At 43.8% G+C, this 23,732-nt stretch carries 22 protein-coding genes and 1 pseudogene; 11 read left to right on the top strand and 12 right to left on the bottom strand.

All coding sequences use genetic code 11. The annotated features are described in order from the left end of the window. The first annotated feature begins 50 nt into the window (after positions 1–50). The 8 genes and pseudogenes from L4C54_RS15895 (at position 51) to L4C54_RS15860 (ending at position 6,242) form a co-directional block, all read left to right on the top strand. Positions 51–935: a LysR family transcriptional regulator gene (locus tag L4C54_RS15895; protein ID WP_428808929.1), complete on the top strand. Its 885-nt coding sequence runs from the start codon at positions 51–53 to the stop codon at positions 933–935. A 243-nt stretch (positions 936–1,178) separates the two neighbouring features. Then, a complete protein-coding gene (locus L4C54_RS15890) occupies positions 1,179–1,688 on the top strand; it encodes a putative ATP-dependent zinc protease (RefSeq protein WP_428808928.1) in 510 nt (169 codons plus the stop codon). A gap of 157 nt (positions 1,689–1,845) precedes the next feature. Continuing rightward, positions 1,846–2,229, top strand: coding sequence for an SMU1112c/YaeR family gloxylase I-like metalloprotein (gene gloA2, locus L4C54_RS15885; RefSeq protein WP_428809063.1), 384 nt, complete (start codon positions 1,846–1,848; stop codon positions 2,227–2,229). Positions 2,230–2,411: 182 nt separating this feature from the next. Beyond that, a complete protein-coding gene (locus L4C54_RS15880) occupies positions 2,412–3,566 on the top strand; it encodes a DNA alkylation repair protein (protein ID WP_428808927.1) in 1,155 nt (384 codons plus the stop codon). Positions 3,567–3,575: 9 nt separating this feature from the next. Further along, positions 3,576–3,704: pseudogene (locus tag L4C54_RS15875) on the top strand (VOC family protein); the annotation flags it as partial. Positions 3,705–3,913: 209 nt separating this feature from the next. Continuing rightward, complete coding sequence (locus tag L4C54_RS15870; protein WP_428808926.1) at positions 3,914–4,636, top strand: hypothetical protein; 723 nt, start codon at positions 3,914–3,916, stop codon at positions 4,634–4,636. Positions 4,637–4,836: 200 nt separating this feature from the next. Continuing rightward, a complete protein-coding gene (locus L4C54_RS15865) occupies positions 4,837–5,901 on the top strand; it encodes a hypothetical protein (protein WP_428808925.1) in 1,065 nt (354 codons plus the stop codon). Between the two features lie 74 nt (positions 5,902–5,975). Further along, a complete protein-coding gene (locus L4C54_RS15860) occupies positions 5,976–6,242 on the top strand; it encodes a hypothetical protein (protein ID WP_428808924.1) in 267 nt (88 codons plus the stop codon). On the opposite strand, the gene L4C54_RS15855 is transcribed toward L4C54_RS15860, so the two are convergent. From L4C54_RS15855 to lldD, 3 genes are all read right to left on the bottom strand, one after another. Continuing rightward, positions 6,239–7,165: a LysR family transcriptional regulator gene (locus L4C54_RS15855; RefSeq protein WP_428808923.1), complete on the bottom strand. Its 927-nt coding sequence runs from the start codon at positions 7,163–7,165 to the stop codon at positions 6,239–6,241. The genes L4C54_RS15860 and L4C54_RS15855 overlap by 4 nt on opposite strands. A 294-nt stretch (positions 7,166–7,459) precedes the next feature. Continuing rightward, positions 7,460–10,342 (bottom strand): FAD-binding and (Fe-S)-binding domain-containing protein, encoded by a 2,883-nt coding sequence (locus L4C54_RS15850; RefSeq protein WP_428808922.1) that lies wholly within the window; start codon positions 10,340–10,342, stop codon positions 7,460–7,462. A 111-nt stretch (positions 10,343–10,453) separates the two neighbouring features. Then, entirely contained in the window at positions 10,454–11,602 is a 1,149-nt protein-coding gene (lldD, locus tag L4C54_RS15845; RefSeq protein WP_428808921.1) for an FMN-dependent L-lactate dehydrogenase LldD, read from the bottom strand. A 181-nt stretch (positions 11,603–11,783) separates the two neighbouring features. On the opposite strand from lldD, the gene L4C54_RS15840 reads away from it, so the two are divergent. Next, positions 11,784–12,683 (top strand): LysR family transcriptional regulator, encoded by a 900-nt coding sequence (locus tag L4C54_RS15840; protein WP_428808920.1) that lies wholly within the window; start codon positions 11,784–11,786, stop codon positions 12,681–12,683. Positions 12,684–12,791: 108 nt separating this feature from the next. On the opposite strand, the gene L4C54_RS15835 is transcribed toward L4C54_RS15840, so the two are convergent. The 9 genes from L4C54_RS15835 to L4C54_RS15795 form a co-directional block, all read right to left on the bottom strand. After that, positions 12,792–13,391, bottom strand: a complete 600-nt coding sequence (locus L4C54_RS15835) for a thiol:disulfide interchange protein DsbA/DsbL (RefSeq protein WP_428809062.1) — start codon at positions 13,389–13,391, stop codon at positions 12,792–12,794. Between the two features lie 93 nt (positions 13,392–13,484). Then, positions 13,485–13,814 (bottom strand): hypothetical protein, encoded by a 330-nt coding sequence (locus L4C54_RS15830; protein ID WP_428808919.1) that lies wholly within the window; start codon positions 13,812–13,814, stop codon positions 13,485–13,487. Then, the gene (locus L4C54_RS15825) at positions 13,801–13,956 is read right to left on the bottom strand and encodes a hypothetical protein (RefSeq protein WP_428808918.1); all 156 of its coding nucleotides are present in this window, start codon (positions 13,954–13,956) and stop codon (positions 13,801–13,803) included. Before L4C54_RS15825 ends, L4C54_RS15830 begins: the two co-directional genes overlap by 14 nt. 179 nt (positions 13,957–14,135) lie before the next feature. After that, positions 14,136–15,614 carry an efflux transporter outer membrane subunit gene (locus L4C54_RS15820; RefSeq protein WP_428808917.1) on the bottom strand — a complete coding sequence of 493 codons (1,479 nt, stop codon included), beginning with the start codon at positions 15,612–15,614 and terminating at the stop codon, positions 14,136–14,138. Positions 15,615–15,626: 12 nt separating this feature from the next. Beyond that, the gene (locus L4C54_RS15815) at positions 15,627–18,722 is read right to left on the bottom strand and encodes an efflux RND transporter permease subunit (protein WP_428808916.1); all 3,096 of its coding nucleotides are present in this window, start codon (positions 18,720–18,722) and stop codon (positions 15,627–15,629) included. 9 nt (positions 18,723–18,731) lie between these two features. Further along, on the bottom strand, positions 18,732–19,832 hold the full coding sequence (locus L4C54_RS15810) for an efflux RND transporter periplasmic adaptor subunit (protein ID WP_428808915.1): 1,101 nt from the start codon (positions 19,830–19,832) through the stop codon (positions 18,732–18,734). 95 nt (positions 19,833–19,927) lie between these two features. Beyond that, the gene (locus tag L4C54_RS15805) at positions 19,928–20,809 is read right to left on the bottom strand and encodes a LysR family transcriptional regulator (protein WP_428802981.1); all 882 of its coding nucleotides are present in this window, start codon (positions 20,807–20,809) and stop codon (positions 19,928–19,930) included. A 203-nt stretch (positions 20,810–21,012) separates the two neighbouring features. Beyond that, positions 21,013–21,330: an AzlD domain-containing protein gene (locus tag L4C54_RS15800; protein WP_428808914.1), complete on the bottom strand. Its 318-nt coding sequence runs from the start codon at positions 21,328–21,330 to the stop codon at positions 21,013–21,015. Beyond that, positions 21,327–22,079 (bottom strand): AzlC family ABC transporter permease, encoded by a 753-nt coding sequence (locus L4C54_RS15795; protein WP_428808913.1) that lies wholly within the window; start codon positions 22,077–22,079, stop codon positions 21,327–21,329. Before L4C54_RS15795 ends, L4C54_RS15800 begins: the two co-directional genes overlap by 4 nt. A gap of 369 nt (positions 22,080–22,448) precedes the next feature. On the opposite strand from L4C54_RS15795, the gene L4C54_RS15790 reads away from it, so the two are divergent. After that, entirely contained in the window at positions 22,449–23,252 is an 804-nt protein-coding gene (locus tag L4C54_RS15790; RefSeq protein ID WP_428808912.1) for a ferredoxin--NADP reductase, read from the top strand. 49 nt (positions 23,253–23,301) lie between these two features. After that, positions 23,302–23,640 (top strand): TehB family protein, encoded by a 339-nt coding sequence (locus L4C54_RS15785; RefSeq protein WP_428808911.1) that lies wholly within the window; start codon positions 23,302–23,304, stop codon positions 23,638–23,640. Positions 23,641–23,732 lie beyond the last annotated feature (92 nt).

Genomic DNA, 23,732 nt, shown 5'->3' with positions numbered 1-23,732 from the left:
ATGATAGATTTAACTTATCATTATTGGGTGTACCAAATAGGGAAGTGCCAATGACTAATGAGCAGCTGAAAGCGTTTATCGCCGTAGTAGAGCAAGGTAGCTTTCGAAAAGCGGCAAAAGCGATATTCAAAACACAAGCTGCGGTAAGCAGTTCGGTTAAGAATTTAGAAGAACAATACGGTGTCACCTTATTTAATCGTGATGAGTATCGGCCAACACTCACTCAAGCAGGAGAGGCATTCTTTCATCACGCAAAACTTACTATGGGTCACTTTAATCAGCTCGATAACATTGGAAAGCAACTGAGTATGGGGATCGAGCCAAAGTTTACCATTGTGGTGAGCATCGCATTTCATCTTCCTCCGTTGCTCACGAAATTAAAGCCAATTATCGACAGCTTCCCAAGTACACAATTTAAAATTTATACCGAATCACTGAATGGCGTTGTCGAGCGAATAGATCGCGAAGAAGCGGATTTGGCATTTGGCCCTGAAATAGGGTTAAACATCGAGCATGAAAGACTACCTGTAGCCAAGGCCGTCATGATAAATGTTGCTGCTCCTGATTATTTCCCTTCAGCTTTAAATGACGTAATTTGCTTAAGAGACGTGGCTCAACATGACCAAATAGTGACTCGCGACAGCGCACAATATAAGAACAAAGCTTCGTTTCATACGACAGATGACCGAGCGGCATGGAGCGTTAATGACTTTACTACCAAGAAAGACCTTATTTTAGCTGGGCTAGGGTGGGGTGGGCTTCCTGAGTATTTGATCAAAGACGACATTGCGCAAGGCTGTTTGATTCCTATTGACGTAGAGGGAATACCAACGAGATCGTCTGGTGACCTGCATATGTTCAGAAATAGAAACCATCAGAAAGGGCCCGTGGCCACTAAAATCTGGAGTGAACTGAGTGAGGCTTACGGCCATTAACCATTATTCCTAACTTATTAGCCCCCTTAGTTGGTGGAAACAAACGATACGCAAGCATTGGTATCATTGTTTTTCAAAAAGTAACAATCGCACCATTCTTCAAAAATTGATGATAGTTTATCTGATATTAGAAGTATAAGTGACTGACTTAATGTTAGTTATTAATATTTCCTATGAAAGTGAGTCTACCGATATAGATGCAACGACCACGCACGATATAGCAAAATCATACAAAGGGATAAGATGAAGAAAACAGGGTTAATAGCCGTATCACTCTTGGTGAGTACCGTCAGTTTTGTCACTCAAGCGGAACAGTGTTCAGTGGACAACATGGAAGTGATCGGCCAAAAGGCTTTCATCGACATTGAGGGGTTTGATAGCGCTTACCGAGCTCGCATTGATACAGGTGCAACACGCACATCACTCCATGCAATGAACATAGAGGTTATTGACGGCGTAGATGAACTCGATGCCAATATCGGCAAGGAAGTACGTTTCGTTACGGGTAATGAACTGGGCGACTATAACCAACACCAAGCTGAGATTGTTGCTGTTCGCCGTATTAGAAACTCATTTGGTGCAGACATACGCTATAGCGTTAACTTTACTTTGGCGCATGAAGGTTATGAAAAAACGGTGGAAGTTAATCTTCGAGACCGCAGTAAAATGACGGATAAGCTGTTGATCGGCCGTGATTGGCTTTCATGTCAGTATTTGGTTGATGTCAGCCAAAACCCAACGACTTCCTCATAATGTATTTATGGTTTTTTACTCTAACAGAGCGTGCTTCTTGCTTCTGGATTTAGAGAGTTCGTTTTGAAAAGAGAGCATAAATATCAGTATGGAAACAAAACAGCTGTTATGTTGAGTGCATATTTCTATTCTGACCATAACCTGGGAGCGCTTTGTGATTGTTGAAAGTATTCATCATGTCGCCATTATTTGTTCTGACTATCAAAAATCTAAGGCTTTTTATACTGAGGTACTTGGTTTAAGCATCATCGCGGAAAACTACCGTGAGAGCCGAGATTCTTACAAACTAGATCTAGCCCTTCCTAGTGGCGGGCAGATTGAACTGTTTTCATTTCCAAACCCTCCATCAAGACCAAGTCAGCCAGAAGCACAAGGCCTAAGACACTTGGCGTTTGTTACTGAATCAGTGGAAGAGGCAGTAAAAGAGCTTAATGCACTAGATGTGGAAGTAGAGCCGATACGCGTCGATGAGTTTACAGGCAAGAAGTTTACTTTCTTTCAAGATCCTGATGGTTTGCCGCTAGAGTTGTATGAGAAGTAAGGGGGGAGGGAGAAAAGAAAAAGCCATAACATTTGTTCGTTGAAGAGGATTTTAGTCGCTAAGACATGCAGTTGGTGCGCAATAACAAAACCCTACTGACAGTTTCTGACAACAACGTCGATATACTCCTTTCTCATGTTACTCCGCTACGTTCACGATTATCATCAAATCAGGGAGATGTGATGGAACCGCTCAAAAACAACCTTTCGCCACAATTAGTACAGTGCTTTGGCCTGCTACTTGAGCGACATTTAAGTCACTTTGATAAAGCTGAGTTTGAGCAAACAATTATTCAGCAGCTTGATGCTCTGGAGCTAAAAGAGAGAGCAGCCTTCATTGCAGAAAAACTTTATCAGGTGTTGCCAAAACAAGAGGTCATTCGTTTTCAAATAATTAGAAAAATGTTGCGCCCCGTTTCTGGTGATCTTACGGTCGTTCAGAGTGATAAGGACGGCATCACTGGGTGGGGAACACTTCCGCTCGGTATTGTGGTCAGTCAGTTTGGTTATGAATCTTTTGATGATGCCATGGCGCTGTTAAAAGACATGACTGAACACTTTTCTTCTGAATTTGATGTGCGCTTTTTCCTCATTGACGATCAAGATAGAGCGCTGGACATTATGTCTAATTGGTTAACACACCGAAGTCATCATGTACGTCGGTTGGTGTCGGAAGGTACGCGCCCACGTTTGCCTTGGGCGATGCAACTGCCAAGCATCATTAAAGATCCTAGCTCCACTTTGCCTCTATTGACCGCATTACGAGATGATGAGCATGAATATGTTCGCCGCTCAGTCGCTAATCACCTAAATGATATTGCCAAAGACCATCCTGATCTAGTCGCAAAACTAGCAGTAGATTGGATGAATGACGCCAAAAGAACGCTCATAAATCAGCCTTTGGTGCATCGACAAAAATTACTTCGCCATGCTTGTCGTACGCTCATTAAGCAGGGGCATCCAGTGGCACTTGAAGCCTTTGGTGTTTTTCCGCCTAAACTCGATGTCAGCCCCATATTTTTACCGTCATCAGAGATTCATTTCGGTACTAAGCTGTGTTTTTCAGTGGAACTGCATTCGAGCAGCGATAAAGATCAGTCGCTGATTGTTGATTACGTTATGCATTTTAAAAAGGCCAACGGAGAGATGGCGCAAAAGGTGTTTAAATGGAAAAACGTCACGCTTAAAGCGCGTTCTCATTTGTCGATAGAAAAGGCCCATGGCATCAGGGAAATTACAACACGGAAGTATTACCCAGGTACACAAGCGGTGTCATTGCAAATTAATGGTCAGCCTTTTGGCTATAGTGAGTTTAATTTGATTATGGGTGAAGCGTAGACTGTGGCGGATGCAGTAAAGGCGCTTAACAAAATGGACGTTGAAGTAGAACCCATTCGAGTGGATGAGTTCACAGGCAAGAAGTTTACGTTCTTTCAAGACCCTGATGATTTGCCGTTAGAGCTTTATAAAAAATAAACGGTCTATATAGCAGGTGAAAAAGCTCATTCCAGTTCGTTATCACTGATATTTCACAATGTGATTATTCTAATTGCACAGAACCGAATAACCTACAGCGATAAGACCCCTGTATTTTAAGTCGCGCACTTTAATTGAGGGATAAAAGAACCATCTTTAATGGAGTCGGTTCTTTTTTATAATTATGGATAGCTCAACGAATTCAAAAAATGAAGCGTAGTTTATTGGTTATTAGTCTATTTGTTTCTCCTGTTCAGGCTGAGATAGTGGATTCTATAGAGAAGTTTACAGATATATTTGGAGTTAGCTTTTCTAAAGATATAGATGGCTCTACTGTTACCACATTAGACGCTAGCTATGATGTAACAGAAAAATTGAGAGTCTTTGGTGACATTGATACCGAATCGAATTGGGAAGCCGGTATCGGTTACTCTTTCTGGCAGGGTGAAGGTTATTACACCGAAAACTCGCTGAAAATAAGCGATGGAAAATACTCAACAGGGATATTTATCGCCAAATCATTACATGAAAAGTGGGTAGCTATCGGTGATGTAAACTATAACAATAAGAAACAGATAGCGGATCCATTTTGTGGCTCAGAGAGCACTTGCGGTGGGAATCATTTGAATGTTATCGCACATCCCTCTGATAGCGTCGATTATAGTATTGGTGCTATGTGGAGCCCTATTGAACTCTTTGACTTAGTTTATAAATTCAATCATGAAGTTGGTTTGAAAGAAAATTATATTTCGTTTGATAAGCCTATTACTGTCAATGATGAACGGTTATCAAGATCTTATGGGAAAACTAATTATCACTATCATGAGGCTATTGTTTATCTTAATGCGAAGTATATTCGCCCCTCTATTACATATACCTACTTTGAAGGTGGCCAGGATTATATCGAGTTTGGACTAACTTTTGATTTCTAGTTTCCATTATTAACTCTGATAGAGAATTATAAAACAGCACACTATGTGCTGTTTTTTGATCTTGGTAATAAACTTCACCTCATTCCATTTGTTTATCACCATTATTTCAATTCTCGATTATTCAAGATGAGCTCGTTTCGTTAATCTATACGCAACTAAACAGAACAGCACGGATGCATTTATTTTTATAGAAGAGATAAATGATGAAAAAAACACTTTTAGCAATCACTATGGCAACATTAATTTCTGCACCAGCAATTTCGGCTCCAGTTAAAGTTGACCGTGCATTGGCAAACCAATACACAGCAGAGCTTATTGAAGCACAAATGAATGAGATAGATGCTCGTGTATTGGCACAGCTTAATGCCCAGCCAAGCGCAACGACGACCGCAACGGTTGACGATGTTGTTTATGAAAAGCAATCAGATGGTACATGGGCAGCTGTTGGTACCGTATCGGCAACTTTACTGGCCGGTCTACTAAGCTCGTCTTCAAGCACTGGTGGGCAAGTTGATGATTTGCCTGATCTGCCAATTGATGCGCCGAGACAGTTGCCTGATGTAGACGTTAGTACACCAGATAATACTAAACCAGATTTTGATTTCATTAGTAACGGTACTGGTACGATCCAGATTGTAGTTGATGGTGTTATTTTGGGCACCATCGAAGGGTCTGCTAATACTCGTCATTTAGAAGTCGGCCCGAATGGTGGTGTTTGGTATAACGACCCACAAACTCCGGTTTCAATCCCTCTTCCTTTTAAAGTTGAAACGGCTGTTACTGGTCACCTAATTATCACAGATCTTCGTACAGGCGAAATTGTGGGGGTAGGCGGTCAGTTTGGTGGAGATATGGCTCCCATCAAATTGACAGTCGTGAAGTCAGATTTAGGGTGGACGATATTTGGAACACAAGGGCGCTCAATCACCATTAAAAATGTAGATTTAGAGCGTCCAGATCCGGAAAGCCCAATCGATGGAATCAATGATAATCCGATCCATAACAATCCAGAATGGAAACTAGAAGCCAGCAATGAAGCCGGAGTCTACACCGTTTATCGAGATGGTGTTGTTATGGGAAGGGTTGTGAGTGAAGCATCGGGATTAACGGTGATTAGAGGAAACTCAGGAGGTGTTGTTAGCATTGACCGTCTTAATCGTGAAGTTACCACTGATGAGCAAGCCAAAGAAACAATAAAGACGTTAGTAAAACAGCCTCGTTTTGACGATGTACGTAACAAGGTTAGAGCTAAGCTTGCTCAGTAGTACCTGTTCTCGCTGAAAAATAATAGCCACTGTTGAGGTGGCTATTATTTCTAACTGTATAGGTTATTAAGAGAATGAAAAAATTAGCCACACTTATCAATGAAATATCAAGAAGATTTGAAATCTACGATATGGACAGTTACTGCTTAGGTAACGTATACGTCCAATGTAAGTCAGAAAATCTTCACATTACTATTCATAGTGACTTAGTCGATGAAGAAGAGATAGTCTCAGTCGTTAATGTTGGTAAAGATAAAGACAATTCATCTGAGGTACTCACATTATATGAGGGCCGTCATGTATCTGGAGTACTAGATTTTTTACAGCGTCTTGAATCCTAGACGGAGCCTTTAGATAAAATACTTTTCAATTTGTCCAACAACCATAACGTTTGAGCGCTATTGTTATTTTTATTGTGATAATAACTATAGATATTGGGTGATTCCTGATCATAACCGAAATCAAACTCTAAGAGTTTAATGCCTTTTATAAAATCGTAATTAGAGAACTTAGAGATGGCAACAATCATATTACTTGTATGAACGGCTTCAAGTAATACTGATGGAATCTCAGAACGAAGTGTAATATTGAACTTGATGCCTAAGTCATCTGCAATGATTTCCGCGACCGATTTCTTTAAGTTCCAATTGGGGGCGAGGACCGTACCAACAGGATATTTGGCAACTTCATGCGGTGTTATTTCACTGTGTATTATTGGGTGATCTTCTCTGCATATAATTCGTAATTTGTCCTGCCCCAACTTTTTTGCATGGAGAGTCTTAATCGTGACATCGCTGTCATAGCTAATGCCCATGTCAATTTTGCCGCTTTCAATTTCAATTTGAGTATCCTGACTCCAGCAACGAAAATGAACAGAAGCGTTAGGTGCATCTTTTTGAATTTCAGCGTATATGGTGTTAGCTAGGGCAGTCATTAAAAAAGGTGATATGGCAAAGATAATGTCACCTTCTATTTTTTCTGGGTTAAACTCCGTTTGATCATTAATCGTATTTTCAAGCTCTAAAATGATTGGTCTAAGAGAGTGATAGACCTGTTCGGCGTAAGGGGTTGGTGTTAGCCCGGTACTTGTTTTCACAAAAAGATCATTGTCTAAAGTTTGTCTCAGTTTACTGAGGTATTTACTGACCGCCGGTTGAGTAACGAAGAGCCTTTCTGCTGCTTTTCGCATGTTTTTTTCTTGATAGAGAATAAAGAAAACTTTAAGTAAGTTTAGGTCTAGTTTGTCATAGAGATTGTGAGCCATCGTTTTCCTTAACTTCAGGTCCAAGCAATTGTTACTTTATTATGTACTTATATGATAGCAACTCACTAATTTATTATTGTGATTGCGAATTGAACCTAGAAACGTCATCGATTGATATTTAGGCAATTGCTTTATTGAGCGTCAAACAAAGAGGTGTGGATAGAAAAGCTTAGCGGGTTTCCATTGAAGTAGAATAAATAATTGATGGTAGATGATCTTGTCGAAGACTATCCTTAACCTGCCTTCCGAGAAGGCAGTTAAGTTATTTCTAGTTTTACTTTTATTTGATGAATTCTAACTTGTCACCTCATCCACCAAATACAAAATTGATTGATACGGTACGCCGCTATGATGTGAAAGACCAATCTCGCAGGTTTTACTGTTACTAAACCCTCGGCTGCAATTTTCAGGTACTTGTTCTCTGAGTGGATGAACCGCTGCGGCGTTCAGCTCTGGTGTGGTGAAGCCTTTATCGCCAGCCCAACCGCAACATTGAATGTGCTCTGGGACGATGACTTCAGAGGTACAGGCTTTAGCCAGTGATAGCATGTCATTCTCTAATCCCATTCTTCTGGAACTGCACGTTACATGTAGCATCACGGTTTCATCAATTGGTTCAAAGCTTAAGTGTTCTTTAAGGTGTTTTAATACAAAGGCTGTTGGCTCAAAGATAGCTAACGGCCTATTAAACTGTTCAATGCTGCGTTTGGCACATGGACTGGTGTCCATCAGTACGGGATATTTACCGTGTTCACTGGCTTGCCAAAGTGCTTCTTCTAGCTGCTGTGATTTCTGCAGCGCAATATCGTTTGCCCCTTTACTGTCATAGGGCATGCCGCAGCACTGATCACTGAGGCTTTTTGGTGTGATTAATTCGAAGCCCGCTTTGCTAAGAAGTGACTGCGTAACTTCGGTTAAAGGTCGCTGGTCTTGCGCACTGGTTTGCTGTCCCATATTTCGGCTTGCGCAAGAAGGCATATAAACCACTTTCCGCTCTGAGTTGATCCTTTTAGCTGGAATCTCCTTGTCTTGAATAAGCTGATGGGTGTTGGCTTGTGGGTATTCTGCTAGCCAACTTGGAGTAGCTCCGTGGGTCAGTTTCCGAAGCCCCTTAGTTAGCTTACTTACTGATTTTTCGCCCACGATAGTTGAAGCAACGCTGTTGGCCTTTAGCCCGACTTTTGCCATGGTGGTGGTAGCGCTGAAATGATCCGCGCTCCATTGGGCTGTCCATTTTATTAGGGGAGTCAGCTTTAAATATCTCTCAGAGCGAAGCTTTTTCACCAAATCTCCGGTGTTGATACCAACTGGGCAACGCTCTGCACATAGTCCTGTTGCTGCACAAGTATCAACGCCTTGGTAGTCGAACACTTTCTCTAGTTCGCTCGCTTCAACGGTTTCACCAGCCGTTCGTCGTCGTTGCAGCTCTCGGTATAAAACAATACGTTGGCGAGGGGATAGAGTCAGAGTGCGTGATGGGCATACAGGTTCGCAAAAGCCACACTCAATGCATCGATCAACTAAATCATCAGCAGCGGGCATAGGTTTGAGGTTTTCAAGATGGGCTTTAGGATTGTCGTTAATAATCACTCCAGGATTAAGTAACCCATATGGGTCAAACAGCGCCTTGATTTTTTGCATTAGTTCATAGCCATCCTTGCCCCACTCAAGCTCGATGTATGGAGCCATATTACGGCCGGTTCCGTGCTCCGCTTTCAGCGAGCCTTGGTATTTAACGGCAACCAATTCAGCAACGTCATCCATAAATCCACCGTAGCGATCGATCTCCTCTTGACTATCAAAGCCTTGGGTAAAGACAAAGTGGAGGTTTCCTTCAAGCGCGTGACCAAAAATTATCGCTTCATCGTATCGGTATTTATCAAACAAGGTTTGGAGATCGCGCAGACCGTGAGCAAGGTTTTCAACAGGGAAGGCCACATCTTCGATGATGACGGTTGTGCCTACTTCTCGCACTGCCCCAACGGCAGGAAACATTCCTTTTCGAATCCCCCACAATGTAGAGACTGTTGCCGCGTCAGAGGTAAAGGGAACGGATTCAATGATGGTGTATTTTGCGACTGCATCCATCACATGGTGACACTGCTTGGTTAAGGTCGCTGCATCGCTAGCGTGTGACTCAATCAAAATAGCGCACGCTTCTAAATCGAGTTCCGCTATAAACGCAGGTAAGCCTTTATTGTCAGCCACAGAGCGTAGTGCTCGTCCATCCATCAGCTCAACGGCAGCCACTGGAGTGGTTGAAAGCGTGGTTACTGCTTGGCTCGCTTGTTCTATATCAGCAAATACAAGCAGCGAAGAGGCTTTATGCGCGTGTTCAATAACTGTGTTGTAGGTTACCTCGGCAATGAATCCGAGTGTGCCTTCTGAGCCAATCATCAGGTGCTCAATGATCTCTATCGGATCTTGGTAATCCACCAGTGCATTGAGCGCATAGCCTGTGGTGTTTTTGAGGCGGTATTTGTGGTGAATGCGCTGGGTTAGTTCAGCGTTCTCTAAGGTTTCATCATGCAATGCGTTAATGCCCGCGATAAGCTCTGGGCGATCACGGGTAAACTCGGCAATGCTGACGTCATCACCGGTATCTAAGATTGAACCATCGCTGAACACGACTTTCATGCTATCGATGGTCTTATAGGAATTCTGCGCCGTTCCACAACACATACCACTGGCATTATTTGCGGCTATACCACCAATTTTACAGGTATTAATAGAAGCTGGGTCAGGGCCAATTTTACGTTGAAACGGGGCGAGATATTTATTGGCATCGGCGCCAATCACCCCCGGTTGTAAGCTGATTTTTTTGCCTTCATCGATGATCGAATGGTTACGCCAATCGTCGGTGAGCGTAATTAGAACAGAGTCAGACACCGCTTGGCCTGAAAGGCTGGTTCCCGCCGCGCGAAAGGTGCAGTGAATCGCCATTTCACGGCAACACTTAATGACATAGATAACTTCATCAAGGTCTTTTAATTTCAGTACGATTTTTGGCACGAGGCGATAGAAACTGGCGTCCGTTCCATAAGCTAAGCGCTTGGCGTGCTGAGTTATAATACGCGCGGATTCAATCTTGGCTGCGAACAATGACTCAAGTTGTTGATAGCGGTTATCGCTGTTCTTATTAACGCTGCTCTTGTTTACGTAAGGTGTGTCCGACATGTTTGCTTCCTTGTGCTCGCTGCGGCATTCTAATTTTTATGGGGTCAGCTGTTGAAACGGTGTCACAGTTGCACATCATTTGCTGTGACACCTTTTGAATTTACTCAATATTTAGCGAGATAGGTCTATAGACGCTAATGAATCTTGATTTAAGTCTTTGATACTTTTAGCACCAGTGAGCGTCATCGCAACGCGCATCTCTTTTTCGTAAAGGTCTAGAAGGTTCTCGACACCCGCCTGACCTTGCGCCGCTAGAGCGTAGATGAATGAGCGGCCGAGTAGGGTGCAGTCTGCGCCCAGAGCGAGCATTCTCACCACATCTAACCCTGACCGAATGCCTGAATCGACGAAGATTTTTAGATCCCCTTTCACTGCGTTTGCAATGCTAGGAAGCGCCTTAGCGGTTGACAAAACCCCATCAAGTTGGCGGCCACCGTGGTTAGACACCACAATACCGTCCGCACCGAAAGAGACCGCATCTTTGGCATCTTGCTTGTCGAGAATGCCTTTAATGACCATCGGACCTTCCCAGTAATCTCTAATCCATTCTAAGTCTTTCCATGAGATGGATGGATCAAAGTTATCACCGAGCCAACCGATGTAATCTTCGAGTTTGGTTGGTTCACCTCGATAAGTCGATATATTACCGAGATCGTGTGGCTTACCGAATACACCGACATCGAATGCCCATGTTGGGTGACGCATGGCTTGAAATACACGACGAGCAGCGGCATTAGGGCCGCTCATGCCGGAATGCATATCGCGGTAGCGAGCACCGGGTACGGGCATATCAACGGTGAAGACTAAGGTTGTGACGCCCGCGGCTTTTGCACGTTCTAAGACATTCTTCATGAAGCCACGGTCTTTTAACACGTAAAGTTGGAACCACATCGGACGTTCAATAGCCGGAGCGACTTCTTCAATTGGGCACACCGAGACGGTCGACATGGTAAAAGGAATGCCTTTGTTCTCGGCGGCTTTCGCTGCGAGAACCTCGCCTCGTCGAGCGTACATACCAGTGAGACCAACAGGTGCTAGTGCGATAGGCATGGATATTTTCTCACTAAAAACTTCGGTTTCAAGGCTCAGATCTTCCATGTTGTTCAGCACCCGTTGCTTAAGCGCTATGTTGGCAAGATCTTCAGTGTTTTTTCTAAGGGTATGCTCACCGTAAGAGCCGCCATCAATGTAGTGAAATAGGAAAGGGGGTAATTTCGCTTTCGCAGCAGCTCGATAGTCAGTAGAAGCAGAGATGATCATGGTTCAATCCTATTAATGAGTTAGTACGACTGCTTCTGGTTGGGAGGGGCAGGCTCATCCCATTACCTGTTTCATCTTTTCGAAGAGTGCCGTGATGTTAATGTTATGTAAATTACCTCTTTCAATTTTGTATATATAGGGAAATAATGAAAATGATTATTTCCAAAATTGGCATAATGAGATGCGAGCAGATGATTTGATCCTGTTTTCACAGGTCGTAGATCTAGGCAGTTTTAGTAAGGTAGCTGAGCAAAATAACCTTACAAATTCGGTGGTTAGCAAAAGAATTGCTCGCTTGGAAGAGCAGCTTGGCGTTCAGTTATTATATCGAACAACGCGTAAATTGACGCTAACTGAAGCTGGAAAGGCGCTGCTGCACGGAGCCAAAAATGTGAAGTTAGCCACGCAAGAGGCTATGGATGCAGTTTCAGGCTTTGGCGAAAATATCAGTGGCCATATCAAAATGTCGGTGCCTACAATATCGGGTGATTTGATCTTGGCGGACGCGGTTGCGGAGTTTTGCGATATGCACACTGGGCTCAGTGTTGATATGTCGTTAGACAATAAGTTTGTTGATCTCGTCGATGGGGGTTTTGATCTGGTGATTCGTACCGGATATTTGGAAGATTCAAGTCTGATTGCACGCCATATTCTCGACTCGCAGTGGGTCGTTTGCGCCTCCCCTTCTTATATTGCCAAGAATGGTAAACCTTTACAGCCTAAGCAGTTGGCGGAGCACAATTGCCTGCAATACGCCTATCAAACCACAGGGGCGAGTGAGTGGGAGTTTAAGGGTACAAAAGGGAATTACATTGTCCGAGTTTCGGGCAGCTTTACTACCAATAACGCGACAGCATTGCGTAAAGCGGCACTAGGTGGTTATGGCATCGCCTACGTTCCACGCTGCTTGGTTTACCACGACATTCGAAGTGGTGAATTGGTGGATATTTTTCCTGAACTGGTTGGCAAAAAACTTGGCATTTATGCGGTCTACCCGTTTACTCGTCAACCGCCAAATAAAGTGAAGCTATTGATTGAGCATATTCGAACCCGTTATTTAGCGATTTCTCACTATTTTTAATAGCCTTCTATCTTGATAGAAAATGAAAAGGGTAAGCTGATATGAGCCTACCCTTTTGGTTTATTTGAGATTTAGACTATTAACTTCACACCTTTCTCAATGGTGCGATTACAGCGTAAGAAGGTAGTTCACAAGCGCGTTGTACTCATCAAAGCTTTTGATGTTGTCTGGCTTTACAATGTATTTGTTGTTGACCAAAACGCCAGGTACACCCGTTAGCGTGCTCGCTTCAAATTGCTTGTCGAATTTACGTTGCATAGAATCAACGACAAAGCCGTTGTAAGCAGAGTCAAACTTCTTGCCATCCACACCGTAATCAACGAATAGTTGGCGAAGTGCAGCTTCATCTTTTGGTGCTTGGCTTAGCTGGTGGATCTGCTTAAACATCGCTGGAACCATCTCTTTTTCCACATCTAACGCGACCATCGTTGCGTACGATTTTGCCATTGGAACTGCCATGTTATTGCCCATAAATGCTACGTGAACTTTTTCAAATTTAGCATCTTCTGGTAGCGACGTTTTTAGATGCTCAACCACGCCTTCAAACTTGTAACAGTGTGGGCAGTAGAATGAGAAAAACTCAGTAACGACGGGCTTCTTGGCTTTTTCTACATCCAATATTTTGAAGTGTTTTCCTTCTTCAAAATCAGCGGCATTAACGGTTAAGGCGATAGCCAGTGTAGTAACAAGCGTAATTAATTTTTTGATCATGATTCATTTCCAAATGTAGATAAACAGACGCAACAAGTCACTTGTGCGTTTAATCGATATTGACTTGGCACCCTTTAAAGAGCGCGTAATTTAAGCTGGATATGAATGAATAGGGGGGCGATAGAGTGTATCGATCCGAGCTTGCGTGGTCGGGTTTTGATCGGGCACTATAAGAGCAAGTGAATGTGACTGAACTGCCAAAATAACGCCAGATTGACTCGTTGGTATTTTAAAAAGGCATGATGACCCACAACCGTGTTTGCTTTGCGCGTTGTGAGAATTCTGAACGGGGTGTTCTTGATCTGGGCAATCTGAATTTATCGAATCAACGATAAAGTTACTTGAATCCGAAGGAAGGCGGCTCGCGTTTGCTAGTGATTGGCCAACCAGTGAAGGATCTGATTCGTTACTTTGATTCATGCCAATTGGAGTTATCTTTATAGGCGCGACTCGGGTGACCTGAGCACTGATTACGAATGTTGTAATCATCATCAGAGTGAGCAGCAAAAAAGATAACCAAATAGGTCGAGAAGCCTTGTTCATGAATCGCAGTGTGTTCCATACAGGTTGAGAGCCTGCATCATACCCCAATTGCGATCGTGAATTAAATAGTGTTGTGAGAAGATAGGTCACACTCTGACTTTGAATCGCTAGAGGTGACCTATGTTGTTGTCGGGAAAAATCGGCTCGAATTTATCTAGGCTGACGTTATACAGGGACAGTTTATAAAAAAGAGTCTGGTTATATCTGCCAATCGCCCCCTAGCGCCTTATACACCAACACGGTAGCTTGGGCTGTTTGAAGGCTTGCTGCGATTTTTCTATCTTGCATCATCTTTTGTTGTCTTTGTGCATCAAGCACAGACAGGTGATCGACGAGACCTGCTCGATAGAGTGATTTGGCTTTGCTGACCGCAACGTCAGAAGCGTTATTTGCACGAGCAATACGGTCGTGATTCTCTTGAGCTCGGCCATAATTAAATAAGGCAGAATCTACCTCTGCAAACGCCGAATCAACCGCATGTTGATATCTCATGGCGGCAATCTTAAAGCGAGACTCATTGAGCTCTACCATCGCTTCACCACGCCCCCCATCAAAGATATTCCAACTCACTCCAGCTGCGCCAGCCCAACCAATTGAGTCGCTACTAAATAGGTCATCAAAGCTGCTTGCTGTTACACCGGGTGCTCCTGTTAAGAAAAACTTCGGATAGCGATTGGCAATAGCAGCGCCAACTTCCTCATTAATCGCAGCCATCTCTCTCTCTGCGACACGAATATCAGGGCGACGAGTGAGCAGATCAGACGGCAATCCAGTTGGGATCACATCATTCATTTGTGGAAGTGATTGATGTGTAGCTAAGCGAACGTCGACCTGAGAAAGCGGCTCGCTTAAAAGAATTGCCAAACGATGTTTGTGAACCTGTTGCGCGCTTTCAAGCTGAGGGATCATCGATTCAGTCGCAGCCAATAAAGCTTGAGCTTGGGCCAAATCTAGCTCAGAACCATATCCGCTATTGACCACCTTTTGCACTAAATCAAGTGTCTTTCGTTGATCTTCAATATTAGCCTGAGCTAACTCTGTACGTTCTTGGGCACCTCTGTATTGTAGGTAGTTATGGATTAAATCCGAAGTGATGAGCGTTGTGAGTCCACTTTGGAAAATCTCAGCTTGTTCTACTCGTATTTTCGCTGCATTCGCTTGTCTATCTAAGCGGCCGAAAATGTCGGCCTCCCATGCAATGCTTGCCCCAATAAATCCGCCATCGTGCTGATTGTCGCTTAGTGTCATTGCCCCAAGCTGTGGTGGCAAACCGCCAACGCTATCACCAATTGGATTTAGCGCAGGGCCAAGCATCGAATCGTTCTTAGAGAGCTGATAATTAAAGTAGCCCGCGCCAATATTAACCGTAGGAACCTTAAAAGATTCAACAATAGATTGATAAGAGTTCGCCATTGAAATTCGCTCAGCCGCCACTGTTAGTGGGATGTTTTGCTGCTGAACATCTCCAATCATTTTGTTGAGGGTTTCATCGTTAAATTGATGCCACCAGTAATCGCTATCGGCATGCTGCTCGCCACTGGAATACTGCTGATTATCGGCATGAATGTAGGTGGTTGCTAAATCGACCTCTGGTGGTTGATAGTCAGGACCAACGGCGCAGCCTGTCATCAACATCGCAATAACGATAGGGGTTAATTTATGAGTAAGTGAAGTCATATTAGTCTTCTCCTATGCGTTATTAACGTTAAGTTCAGGGTTGGCCATTACTGAGCTTTGCGTATTGTCATTATCAGGCTCAGAAGTGACGGGCACATCTTTATGACAGAGGCGATATAGCGCCGGCATCACGACCAAAGAAAGTACTGTTGCCGCTGCCAATCCACCGATAATCGTTGCGGCCATTTGGTCAAACAATCGGTCGCTAATCAGGGGAATCATGCCTAGAGCTGTGGTGAGAGCACCCATTGAAATAGCCATGGTTCGGTTAACGGTGGCTTCTTTGACCGCATCTGCTAGTGCTCGGCCATTTTTTCGCTCAAGCTCAATTTGGTCCATCAAGACGATGCCATTTTTTATGATCATCCCGGTTAGGGTGACCGCGCCAATCAGCGCCATAAAGCCAAATGGTTTATCAAAGCCAATCAGTGCAAATGTGGCTCCTGTTGCTGCAAGTGGTACGGTAAACAAGATAATGGCAGGTTGGACAAAGCCGTTAAACATCGCGACTAGAATGATCACCATGATCAAAATGGCTTTTGGTAGTTGCAACAAAATATCGGTGACGGCTTTATGCTCGTCGTAATATTCGCCTCCCCACTCCATGCTGTATCCGGGTGGTAGTTTAATAGCTTCTATCTCAGCGATCACCGAGTTACGAACAATTGCAGGGGTAGTATGGCTAGCAATCCCTGCTTGAGCAGTAATGGTTTTAACCCGGTCGCGACGCCAGATCATCCCTTGCTCAGTTTTAAGTTCAAAGCCATCAATGACCTGACCTAAAGGCACAGTATGTAGACCAACTAAAGATTTGACCGGTAATGTTTCTAACGACGCCATGTCTTGGTTTGACCCGCGCAATTGAATTGGGATCAACTCATCATTGAGGTTCATTAAACCCAGTGGCATTCCGTCGGACGCACGCTTCATCGCAAATGAGATATCAGCACGATTAATGCCCGCTTTTCGAGCCTTCTCTTGATTGATGATGGGTACGAGCACTTTGCTTTCTTGACGCCAATCGTCTCGAACATATTTTGTATCAGGGTTTTGAGAGAAAATAGCTTTCGCTTGGTTAGCTAGTGTATACAGAACATCTTCATCTGGCCCTGAAAAACGGGTTTCAACTGAGTATTTGTCAGATGTGGCTAGCTTCAAACTGCGGAAGCGAGGCTCAGCATTAGGAAAGCTCTCTGCGATCCAGATATCCCCGCGTTTAACCAACCCTTCAATTGACTCAAAGTTCTTAGCGTTGACTAAGATCTGACCATATGAAGCATCAATCGGCTCTGGTTCAACCGTAACTGAGAAGCGAGGTACGCTGGCACCAACCGCTGTTGAAAGGCTGTCTACTTCTGGCTGCTCTAGTAGCCATGTTTCGATTTTAGCCATATCTTCAGAAGTTTGTTCAATGCTCGCTCCGGTTGGTAGCCAGTAATCTAAGAAGATAATTGGGCGGTCTGACTGTGGAATAAAGTTTACTGCAACATGAGGGATAGCTAGAAACGTTGCTAATACCAATGGCGTTAACGCAGATAGAGATTTAATTGGGTTATCGACACTCCAGTTAATAAAGCGGCGATAAACACTTGGTTTGCTCTGCTCTTTTTGTTTGATGGGCTTTAGAAATAGCCAACATAGCAATGCTGTGAAGGTCATGGCAACAAACCAAGACAGCAGTAGGGATGCAGCGATGATATAAAAGACGGATTGAGCAAATTCTGCCGCATCAGTTTGAGAAAATAGTACCGGGCTTGCACCCATAATAGCAATGACTGTTGCGCCAAGTAGCGGCACTACGGTCTCTTTTACCGACTCGATGGCAGCCTGTGTTCGTTCCATGCCACGATTGAGCTTAGCTTGCATCATATCGGTGATGACAATCGCGTTATCAACCAACATACCCAGTGCGAGAATAAACGTGCCAAGCGATACTCGGTGAAGGTCAATTTGGTTGATGTTCATGTAGATCAGTGTGATCAAAATGGTGAGTAGTAAGCTACCCCCAACAATGGATGCGCTTTTGAGCCCCATAAAGATCAGCAAAACAATAAAGACAATCGAGACACTTTCAAGCAGGTTCATGACAAAATCATCAATCGCTTTTTGTACTTCTTCGGGTTGGTAAGCTACCGTTGAAATATCCACACCGAGTGGCAGTTGTGCCTGATAGTCGTCTATTACACTGCGAATAGTGTCACCAAGTGATACAACATTGATGCCGTTGACCGGGCTGACAGCAAGTGTCACCGCAGGCTCACCGTTAAAGCGATTCTCAGTAAGCGCAGGGGTTTGGTATCCCATCGTCACATCAGCAACGTCACCCAAGCGGATCAGCCCTGAACCCAGTTCACTCACTCCCCCTTTTAGGATTAGGTTCTGGATGTCTTCGAGCGATTGCAGCGCACTGCTATTGTGAATTCGAATGCGTTCTTGACCTGCATTGAAACTGCCGGTTTCAAAGGTCAAGTTTTGGGTATTCAGTTGATTCCAAACTTGAGCAACGGAGAGACCATACTGCGCAAGACGTTCGTCGGCCATATCAATATAAACGGCTCTTGGTTGAACACCATGAAGCTCAATCTTTTTAATTCCATCGACGGCTTTGATGCGGCGTTGCAGCTCTTCGGAGTAGCGTCGAAGCTCTTCAGGAGTTGCATCTTGACTATGGATAGAGAACAGCATGCCATAGACTTCTGAAAACTCATCTTGAACAATACTAATCTGCGCGGTTGAAGGTAGAGTGAGTTTCACATCGTTGACTTTACGGCGCAGTAAATCCCACTGTTGAGGTAGCTCTTTGGAACTCAAGCTCTCTTTGAGATCAACAAAAACCATTGAAACACCAGGGCGAGAGAGGGACCGCAGGCGATTAAGCTCACCCATCTCTTGCAGCTTCGTTTCAATGGTATCTGTAACTTGATGTTCGACTTCTTCAGCAGACGCTCCGGGGTATAGGGTGACCACGACGGCCGTTTTGACTGTGAAACTTGGGTCTTCAAGCTTTCCAAGATCAAAATAGGAGTAGAGACCGGCGATCACACACAGTACAGAGAAAAACAGTACAAAAGTACGTTGGCGGATCGCGAATTCAGCTAGGTTCATCATGCTCATTCCTTATAACGTTCGCTCAATGACGTGAAAAACCGCTTCACCATCTTGCAAGTAAGCTGAGCCGCTGATCACAGCAAGTTCACCGTTATAGAGTTTGCCCGAAACACAGGTATGGTGGGCATCAATAGTCTCAACATTGACAGGAACGGATTCAATTTCATTTTCGCGAACGACATTGACATGCAGTGCTTGTTTTTGACCGACTAACGCAGAGTAAGGCAAGCAAAAAGAGCCCTTGCTATCATCTAAATGAGTGGTAACGGTAACTGACTTTCCGGGAAATAACTGAGCATCACTTGAATTATTGGCAGCAGCATCAATGGCGAAAGTCACCGTATAGGTCTGCTTAATACGGTCAGGTAGGGTCGTGAGTTCAGATACGGTGGCATTAATCTTTTGATCAGATTGATACCACGAAACTTGAGCATCTTGGCCAATGGCGAAGTGTTGAATTAGATTTTCGGGTACGTCAATATTAACCTCAACGTGGTCCGTTTGATGCAGAGTGAATGAGGCGATGCCGGGCAGTACTTGTTCAAACTGTTCCACAGAAATATCACCAATGACGCCATCGAAAGGGGCAGTAAGAATCGTGTATCCAAGGGCATCTTTTGCTCGTCTAATGTTCTTATTCACGACCTTTACTGCTGATAAGCTGCGCTCGTATCCACTTATTGCTCGGTCAAGAGTGACGCTTGCGATAGCATCATCGGCAATGGCTTGTTCTATGCGTGTTTTTTCCGCTATGGCTAGCTTGTGCGCAGATTGAGCTTCAAGCATTTTGGATTCAAGCTCTGCGACAACCAATTGATAATCGTGCGGATCAAGTTTTGCGATGACTTGACCTTTCTTAACGCGGTCACCTCGATTGACTAAAACATTTTCAACGGTTCCGGGGACACGAAATGATAAATTAGCTTGCTCTTGTGAATGGACAACACCATTAAAGCGTTTGGCTGAAAGAGAGGCCGAGTCGGTCAGTTTCACCACTTGCAGCGGGCGGGCTTGAGGCTCGATAACTTGTACCGAAGTAGGGCCTGTTTGATTACAGGCGGTGAGACTAAGTAGTATGGCCCCACATAGAATGTTTTTTGAATAATTCATGATAAAAAGCTCCTAATGTTGGCGCTATTTTATCGTTGATGCCCAAGAAGATAATCGAGCGTTTGATAGAATGACTGTCTCAATAAATGAGACAATTAAAAGACCTTTGGAATCTCTGTCACAAGGTGGTTAATCATTAATCGACAAGTTTGAGTGAGTGTTTTTGCTTGCGTATGAAGTAGCCAACCATGCTCTTCGATAGGGGTAAGGTTGGGTAGCAACGCAACGAGCTGTCCACTTTCTATATCTTGCTCTATGAAAATTTTGGGTAAGAAACCAATACCACGATGACGCAGAACAGCGCTTTTAATAAATCCAACGCTGTCGCTAATGATCTTAGGTGATACGGTGATGTTGTCGCCGTTAAAGTGCCAAATATTGTCGACATCCCCATTTGGCCAGCGGAAACAGATGCAGCTTCGTTGGTGAAGTGTGCTTAGTTCGTTTATTTCACCGGCTCTATCTAAGTAGGTAGGAGAAGCGACTAATATACGGTCAAGCTTGATTAATTTCCTGGCGACAATATCAGAGTCTTTCAGTGGCCCGCCATGAAAGGCAATATCTAGCCCTTGAGGAAACATATCATCAAAGGCGTTACTGATATTACGAATATCCAACTCGACTTCAGGGTATTTATCTAAAAAGGTAAAAAGCAGCGGCTGTAGTAGATCGTAAGTTTCAGGTAATACTCCAATTTTTATTACGCCTCGAACAACATCCGACTGTGTCGCGACGTTATGATGAGCCGCGTCAAGCATATCAAGCGCTTTAACCAGTTCATCCTTGTAAGCTTTGCCTTGGTTGGTCAATGACAGGCTGCGTGTGGTTCGATGAAATAGAGTGGTGCCTAGCTGCTTTTCAAGGTCGCCAATGCGTCGGCTTACGTTTGCTCTCGGGATATCGAGCGCATTGGCTGCTGCGGTAAAACTGCCTAGTTCAATCACTTTGATAAACAGTTTCAAGTCGTCAATCTTCACTCTATATTTCCTGTTCTGTACTAAAATCGCTATGCAATTTGTTCAGTAGATGTTTGTATCCGACACTATCATTTGTCTGGAAATTAGAAAAGATATGATTGGAATTAGTGACAATTGCTTAGGTTGGAATCAACTCAATCTCAATAGTCTCTTGGTGCGTAGGCTATTGAGATCGTTCTAGGAAGATACTGCTATCAATACAGCTACAACAGCCAATTATGTAACGTGAAAAACAGCATCATGCTAATGACTGTTGTGAGTAATACATTGCCTGTTTTCCATGCCAAGATGACCGCTAGAATGGCACTGATTAAATAAGGGTTTACCAAAGGCAGCAACTCGTGTGTTTCTGCATCCAAAGCCATAATAGGCGCAAGAATGGCAGTTAGAATCGCAGGGCTGGAGAACTTGAGAAAGCGCTTCACCTCATAGCTTAATTTAAGTGGAAGGGTGGGTTCTAAAAAGAGGTAGCGGCTTAGAAATACAACCACAGTCATAGCCAAAATTGACAGTAAGATCATAGTTGCTCTCCTTGTTTCTCGTCAGATACTTTATTTACTTCCTTAGGTGGGGGGGAGAATCGTTCGGCCAAGTAACCCACTGACATTGCCATCAAACTAGCGATGACCAGTGCGCCGTTGACTTGCCACTTATGCAGCAGGATTGAGCTAATCAAAGCTACGATGACGGAAAGAAAAATAGGCTTAGATTTTATATTAGGGACCACAAGAGCAATGAAGGTGGCGACTATCGCAAAATCTAATCCGAGTGAATCAAGGTTGGGTATGTAGCTACCACCGATAATGCCAACGAACGAAGCAATGTTCCATATAAGGTAAAAGCTTAAGCCTGCCCCAAGCGCATAGAAACGGTTAAACTCTTTTGGTTTGTGTCCAATAAGGGCAAAAAGCTCATCAGTGAGTAAGAACCCAAGACCTAATCGCCAGCGTAGTGGCAGTGGACTAATGGTGTCTCGCATTGCAACGCTATATAACAAGTGACGAGAGGTGATGAAAAAGGTAGTGACGAGCATAGTGACTAAGCTAGCCCCTGATTTAAACATGCCGATAGCAACGAGCTGCGCTGCACCTGCAAACAAAATAGCAGAGAGGGCTTGAGCTTCAAGAACCAATAGACCCGACTCGACCGCGTAAGAACCTGCCAGTAATCCCCATGGAATAACGGCAATACTTAACGGCATCATAGCGAGTGTGCCGCGCCACATTTGCTTCCAGATACTTACCTGAGCTTGATCCATCATTTCTGACATTAGTTTTCCTTTTCGCTCTTCTCTCTAATTGAGAGATTCATCAACTCAGATATGAGGCATATGTTACGAAACTTCAAGTCTTGTTGGTTGTTTGTGGTGATCTGTGCGCTTCCCATGCAAATAATCAGGAATCTTGGTTTCAACACGCTCCATCTTCCTAATTGTTTGTGTTATTTGGATTCTTTATTGTCATATGGACTTTATTTGGCTTGGTCATTTTGACACGAAATAAATACTTATTTGTATGAGCGGTAGTATTGATAAGCATTCTCATTAATGGCATGGTAAATGCAGCTCCAAAAAGCAGATAGTTGAGTATGCTTAATTAGATAACTTTCCTAAGCAACGTAAGTAAGCAAAGGTGATGATATGACAGATATTCCCCATGGTTTAGTCACAGGTAAAGTCGTGCACAAGACGCAATGGACCGATCAACTGTTTTCACTCCAAGTAAGCGCGCCTGTGTCACCTTATACAGCGGGTCAGTTTACCAAATTGGGTTTACTAAACAGTGACGGTGAATTTGTTAGGCGCGCCTATTCGATGGTGAATGCGCCAGAGCACAGCCTCGGGCTGCATCACCTTGAGTTCTTGATTATTAAGGATCAAAACGGACAACTCTCCCCGAAGTTACATCAACTCAATGAAGGGGATGAAATATTTGTCGGGAAAGATCCAAGCGGATTCATGACGCTAGAAGAGATTCCCTCTACCGTGAAAGATCTATGGATGCTCTCTACTGGGACAGCTGTCGGGCCGTTTATCTCTATTCTTGAAAGTTTGCAGATACAGCAAGAAAAGAGTGAAAACTCAACCGCCTATCGAACATTCAACCGTTTGGTTTTGGTACATGCGGTAAGAACCAAGCAAGATCTCACCTATCAAGACCGTATTGCTCAACTTGTTCAACATTACCAAGGGAAACTCATTTATGTGCCAATTATTTCTAGAGAATCAGTCACCGGAGCTTTGCGCGGACGAATCCCAAGCTTGCTACTTGGAGGCGGCCTTGAGCGAGCCGCGTCTAGCACTATCAATAAAACCGATAGTTTCATCTACCTTTGCGGTAATCCGCAGATGGTTCGTGATACAAGCGAAGCATTAAACACACTGGGGCTAGAGAAGCATTTACGCAGAAAGCCCGGCCATTACAGCAGTGAGAACTACTGGTAATTCAATGCGTTTTTTACCGATCATACAGAACAAGCTAGAGAGGTTATCTATGAGTCATTTAAGAATTCCGTCACACTGGAAAATTCAACGTTCAACGCCGTTTTTCACCAAAGAGAACATACCAACTGCGTTGCTTAATCATCACAACACCGCAGAGGGTGTGTTTGGCCAAATATGCGTCATGGAAGGCACGGTAACCTTCTATGGCTTTGCAGATGCCGACGCCACTCAGCCTGAAAGTGTTATCGAAATAACAGCGGGGCAGTTCGCTACAAGTCCACCTCAATATTGGCATCGCGTCGAGTTAAGTGACGACGCACAATTCAACATTAACTTTTGGTCAGAAAAAGAGACGAAGAAAACGTTTAACACACGCAAGGACAGATAAAAAGTCTTGTTGGGTGACCTAACTAAAACAGTAGATGATAAATAACCATAATAAATACAATGACTAATGATGATAGACAAAACAATAAAACG

This window comes from Vibrio lamellibrachiae (genome assembly GCF_050337265.1).
GTDB lineage: Bacteria > Pseudomonadota > Gammaproteobacteria > Enterobacterales > Vibrionaceae > Vibrio > Vibrio kyushuensis.
Note: the sequence above shows the minus strand (reverse complement) of the source record. Positions and strands in the feature narration are given on the sequence as shown.

Coding starts and splice junctions, on each gene's coding strand:
- L4C54_RS15895 (WP_428808929.1), top strand. CDS start 51: ATGACTAATGAGCAGCTGAAAGCGTTTATCGCCGTAGTAGAGCAAGGT.
- L4C54_RS15890 (WP_428808928.1), top strand. CDS start 1,179: ATGAAGAAAACAGGGTTAATAGCCGTATCACTCTTGGTGAGTACCGTC.
- L4C54_RS15880 (WP_428808927.1), top strand. CDS start 2,412: ATGGAACCGCTCAAAAACAACCTTTCGCCACAATTAGTACAGTGCTTT.
- L4C54_RS15870 (WP_428808926.1), top strand. CDS start 3,914: ATGAAGCGTAGTTTATTGGTTATTAGTCTATTTGTTTCTCCTGTTCAG.
- L4C54_RS15865 (WP_428808925.1), top strand. CDS start 4,837: ATGATGAAAAAAACACTTTTAGCAATCACTATGGCAACATTAATTTCT.
- L4C54_RS15860 (WP_428808924.1), top strand. CDS start 5,976: ATGAAAAAATTAGCCACACTTATCAATGAAATATCAAGAAGATTTGAA.
- L4C54_RS15855 (WP_428808923.1), bottom strand. CDS start 7,165: ATGGCTCACAATCTCTATGACAAACTAGACCTAAACTTACTTAAAGTT.
- L4C54_RS15850 (WP_428808922.1), bottom strand. CDS start 10,342: ATGTCGGACACACCTTACGTAAACAAGAGCAGCGTTAATAAGAACAGC.
- lldD (WP_428808921.1), bottom strand. CDS start 11,602: ATGATCATCTCTGCTTCTACTGACTATCGAGCTGCTGCGAAAGCGAAA.
- L4C54_RS15840 (WP_428808920.1), top strand. CDS start 11,784: ATGCGAGCAGATGATTTGATCCTGTTTTCACAGGTCGTAGATCTAGGC.
- L4C54_RS15830 (WP_428808919.1), bottom strand. CDS start 13,814: ATGAATCAAAGTAACGAATCAGATCCTTCACTGGTTGGCCAATCACTA.
- L4C54_RS15825 (WP_428808918.1), bottom strand. CDS start 13,956: ATGGAACACACTGCGATTCATGAACAAGGCTTCTCGACCTATTTGGTT.
- L4C54_RS15820 (WP_428808917.1), bottom strand. CDS start 15,614: ATGACTTCACTTACTCATAAATTAACCCCTATCGTTATTGCGATGTTG.
- L4C54_RS15815 (WP_428808916.1), bottom strand. CDS start 18,722: ATGATGAACCTAGCTGAATTCGCGATCCGCCAACGTACTTTTGTACTG.
- L4C54_RS15810 (WP_428808915.1), bottom strand. CDS start 19,832: ATGAATTATTCAAAAAACATTCTATGTGGGGCCATACTACTTAGTCTC.
- L4C54_RS15800 (WP_428808914.1), bottom strand. CDS start 21,330: ATGATCTTACTGTCAATTTTGGCTATGACTGTGGTTGTATTTCTAAGC.
- L4C54_RS15795 (WP_428808913.1), bottom strand. CDS start 22,079: ATGTCAGAAATGATGGATCAAGCTCAGGTAAGTATCTGGAAGCAAATG.
- L4C54_RS15790 (WP_428808912.1), top strand. CDS start 22,449: ATGACAGATATTCCCCATGGTTTAGTCACAGGTAAAGTCGTGCACAAG.
- L4C54_RS15785 (WP_428808911.1), top strand. CDS start 23,302: ATGAGTCATTTAAGAATTCCGTCACACTGGAAAATTCAACGTTCAACG.